Raw genomic sequence first — 3,568 nt, 5'->3', positions numbered from 1 at the left:
AACAAGTGAGCGTTTCCGGATTCTTACACAGCCACTGGATCGGTCAACTGATCCTTAACTGATCGGCATTACACCGGTCGGCAGCTGTGGGCGGACAAAATAGTTGGGAACTGGGAGGGGTGGAAATGGAGTTTTTAAGGATTATTTAGGGAAGAGTGACAAAATAGATGGGAACTGGGTGTAGCGTCGTAAGCTAATACGAAAATTAAAAATGACAAAATAGTTTGGAACTAGATTTCACTTATCTGGTTAACTAATCTAGCTAACCTGCCGCTCAGCTTAGTACGATCCTATATCCAACTGATCATAATCCTTTCATCAGTATCCCAAATTAAATCCCCCTCCTAGACTGCCTCACCAACACTTTACAGTGATCCCGTATTTCCGGACAGGTGATTGATTTTTTTCGCTTGTACAGGTGTTAAGCCACAGTTATCTTGATGTGGACATTATGCATTGTAATAGCCCATTAACATGCGCTAAGAGCATAAATTAATATACAGTAACAAGCATTACGAGGTGCTAATGTTTGGAAAGCAGCCTCTTCCAACTACAATAATAAGTTAACTATCCTCCACCCACAAATAATTACAAATGACCCCTTTCCGCTATAACTCCGATCTCACCAGCGGCTCGCTACAAACCCGAGAGTGTCGCATTATTACTGGCTTGTTACTCCAAGAGCTTGATGAAGCTGCCTGGGATAAAGCCATGTATAAGGAAAATGTGCTTCAGAAACGCACGCAATCTACGGTAAGACGTATTTCTTCAGCGCTTAGAAAACGCCTAGAACACCTAAGCTCTGACTTTTGGGCTTTTGCGTTTTTATGTTAGGCATTGTCTGGCAACTGGAGGAAGTGTAATGACCATGAATGGTCACTGTGATTGACAGTATCTTGCTTAAACTTATCTGAACAATGGTAGAACTGGCTCATATTTATCCCCTCTATGATTGTTTATCTTTTTCACCATAAAAAGTATCAGGGGCTACTCAGGGCTACATAAAGATATTTATCTACTTTTACTGATTGATAAGTAGCATCAGTCCATCCGCAGGACTGGTGGTGCCGGCAAAATGCTGACCCAACACATGCGTATAGATTTGCGTGGTCTTAACATCGTTATGCCCTAAGAGTTCTTGCACAGTGCGAATATCACGCCCCGCTTGTAATAGATGCGTAGCAAACGAGTGACGAAATGTATGACAAGTGACACGCTTGCTAACGATGCCTGCTTTTTGTACGGCTGCCTTCAATGCCTTTCGCGCAACGGAGTCATGCAGATGATGGCGGCATAATTTGCCGTTATACGGGTGGTTGCAGAGCGTGCTGGAGGGAAAGACAAACATCCACGCCGCTTGTCGATAAGCAGAAGGGTATTTGTGATCTAAAGCAAAAGGCAGCGATGGCCCTACGCCTTGTAAGTTGTCGTCTTGCTGAATAAGCCGCGCTTGCTCAATGAGTTATTTTATTGCTGGGATTAGGCGCGTGGGCAGTAGGCTGTTTCTGCTTTTCCCACCCTTACCGTCATGCACAGTGATGCAGCCATTATCAAAATCAAAATCTTTAACCCGCAAACGCAAGCATTCATTAATGCGCAAACCTGCACCATACAGCAGCGTAAAAATAACTTGGTTGCGAGTATCCATAACCTGCAAAATGCGTTGCACTTCATTTGCAGAGATAACAGAGGGTAGCCGTCTAGGCTTGCTTGCAGGGATATAATCAATATCGCCCAACGGCTGTTGTAAAAACCTGTTGTACAAAAAAGCTAGGGCATTTAAAGCGATTTTCTGCGTGTTTATGGCTACATGTCTGCTGTTTGCTAAGCTGGATAAAAACAGCCTGACCTCTTCACTGCCCATGGTCTGAGGATGACGTTTTTTGTGAAACAGAATAAAACGCTTAATCCAGTGCAGGTAAGTTTTTTCAGTTTTCAGCGCATAACCTTTTTGTCGCATATCCGTGCGTATAGAATTTAAAAATGGACTGTTAGACATAAAACGCTCCTTGTCTTGCAACTGTCTGCCTATACAGCCTATTCTAGCTGGGATTTAAAAAAGTGCCTGTTTTTTACGCCTAGAGATGCTTGTTTACCGGTAGAGTTTTAATTTAATGCTAAATAAATTAAAATGTTATGAGTTCTTTGGGTGAGATAATGTGCATCGTGCAAGCAGGATAGACGGCATGCACGATTTGTAATAACAGAGTGTCTTGTATTTTTAAAGAAAGTCTATTTAATACAAGTGATTATATTAATTAACGGTAAGCATCAGCGGGTGACAAAACGAGCATGCTTACTAATAAAATGTTAACCTCTGAGGAAGAATTGTGAAACTATCACTAATGGTAGCTATATCGAAGAATGGAGTTATCGGGAATGGCCCTGATATTCCATGGAGTGCCAAAGGTGAACAGCTCCTGTTTAAAGCTATTACCTATAACCAATGGCTGTTGGTTGGACGCAAGACTTTTGAATCAATGGGAGCATTACCCAACCGAAAGTATGCGGTCGTAACACGTTCAAGTTTTACATCTGACAATGAGAACGTATTGATCTTTCCATCAATTAAAGATGCTTTAACCAACCTAAAGAAAATAACGGATCATGTCATTGTTTCAGGTGGTGGGGAGATATACAAAAGCCTGATCGATCAAGTAGATACACTACATATATCTACAATAGACATCGAGCCGGAAGGTGATGTTTACTTTCCTGAAATCCCCAGCAATTTTAGGCCAGTTTTTACCCAAGACTTCGCCTCTAACATAAATTATAGTTACCAAATCTGGCAAAAGGGTTAACAAGTGGCAGCAACGGATTCGCAAACCTGTCACGCCTTTTGTACCAAAAGCCGCGCCAGGTTTGCGATCCGCTGTGCCAGGCGTTAGGCGTCATATGAAGATTTCGGTGATCCCTGAGCAGGTGGCGGAAACATTGGATGCTGAGAACCATTTCATTGTTCGTGAAGTGTTCGATGTGCACCTATCCGACCAAGGCTTTGAACTATCTACCAGAAGTGTGAGCCCCTACCGGAAGGATTACATCTCGGATGATGACTCTGATGAAGACTCTGCTTGCTATGGCGCATTCATCGACCAAGAGCTTGTCGGGAAGATTGAACTCAACTCAACATGGAACGATCTAGCCTCTATCGAACACATTGTTGTGTCGCACACGCACCGAGGCAAAGGAGTCGCGCACAGTCTCATCGAATTTGCGAAAAAGTGGGCACTAAGCAGACAGCTCCTTGGCATACGATTAGAGACACAAACGAACAATGTACCTGCCTGCAATTTGTACGCAAAATGTGGCTTTACTCTCGGCGGCATTGACCTGTTCACGTATAAAACTAGACCTCAAGTCTCGAACGAAACAGCGATGTACTGGTACTGGTTCTCGGGAGCACAGGATGACGCCTAACAATTCATTCAAGCCGACACCGCTTCGCGGCGCGGCTTAATTCAGGAGTTAAACATCATGAGGGAAGCGGTGATCGCCGAAGTATCGACTCAACTATCAGAGGTAGTTGGCGTCATCGAGCGCCATCTCGAACCGACGTTGCTGG

General features: G+C 43.7%; 3 protein-coding genes and 2 pseudogenes. 4 read left to right on the top strand and 1 reads right to left on the bottom strand.

Annotated features, from left to right (window positions below; all coding sequences use genetic code 11):
• Positions 1-594: 594 nt before the first annotated feature.
• On the top strand, positions 595-834 hold the full coding sequence (locus ABZJ92_RS21015; protein ID WP_001353740.1) for a BrxA family protein: 240 nt from the start codon (positions 595-597) through the stop codon (positions 832-834).
• Positions 835-1,021: 187 nt separating this feature from the next.
• Here ABZJ92_RS21015 and intI2 read toward each other — a convergent pair.
• Positions 1,022-1,999, bottom strand: a pseudogene (gene intI2, locus ABZJ92_RS21010) (class 2 integron integrase IntI2).
• A 331-nt stretch (positions 2,000-2,330) separates the two neighbouring features.
• Between intI2 and dfrA1 the strand changes: the two are divergent.
• The 3 genes and pseudogenes from dfrA1 to ABZJ92_RS20995 form a co-directional block, all read left to right on the top strand.
• Positions 2,331-2,804 (top strand): trimethoprim-resistant dihydrofolate reductase DfrA1, encoded by a 474-nt coding sequence (gene dfrA1 / locus ABZJ92_RS21005; RefSeq protein WP_000777554.1) that lies wholly within the window; start codon positions 2,331-2,333, stop codon positions 2,802-2,804.
• 94 nt (positions 2,805-2,898) lie between these two features.
• Positions 2,899-3,423, top strand: coding sequence for a streptothricin N-acetyltransferase Sat2 (sat2, locus tag ABZJ92_RS21000; RefSeq protein ID WP_000704156.1), 525 nt, complete (start codon positions 2,899-2,901; stop codon positions 3,421-3,423).
• A gap of 57 nt (positions 3,424-3,480) precedes the next feature.
• Positions 3,481-3,568: pseudogene (locus ABZJ92_RS20995) on the top strand (ANT(3'') family aminoglycoside nucleotidyltransferase); the annotation flags it as partial.

The organism is Shigella sp. FJ200513, assembly GCF_040495915.1.
Taxonomy (GTDB): domain Bacteria; phylum Pseudomonadota; class Gammaproteobacteria; order Enterobacterales; family Enterobacteriaceae; genus ECMA0423.
The sequence above is the reverse complement of the archived record's forward strand: the minus strand, read 5'-3'. Positions and strand labels throughout refer to the sequence as shown.